The following is a 240-nucleotide window of genomic DNA, read 5'->3' as shown; positions in this document are numbered from 1 at the left end:
GTACGGTTATCTTCCGAACGGGGGGAGCAACAGCAATGTGCGGGATTTGCTGATCCGTACGGCGATGATGTACCGGCTAACCGGGGATGAGGCTTACGCACAGCGGGCCGTGCAGGAGCTTGAATCCGCCGCGTCGTTCCCGGATTGGGGAGGCCGCTATAACAATATGCTCTCCTTAACGTATATGACGCTTGGATTTACGCTCGCTTACGACTGGCTGTACGACGCCATGACGGAACA

The 240-nt window shown here is 56.7% G+C and carries 1 protein-coding gene; it reads left to right on the top strand.

The annotated features are described in order from the left end of the window. Nucleotides 1-37: 37 nt before the first annotated feature. Nucleotides 38-240, top strand: a 203-nt coding sequence (locus tag ACSNOG_RS33955) for a hypothetical protein (RefSeq protein WP_436756512.1), incomplete at its 3' end; no start/stop codon positions are given.

Origin of the sequence: Streptomyces sp. URMC 124, assembly GCF_051386455.1 — a bacterium.
In the GTDB taxonomy this organism is placed as follows: domain Bacteria; phylum Actinomycetota; class Actinomycetes; order Streptomycetales; family Streptomycetaceae; genus Streptomyces.
The sequence above is the reverse complement of the archived record's forward strand: the minus strand, read 5'-3'. Positions and strand labels throughout refer to the sequence as shown.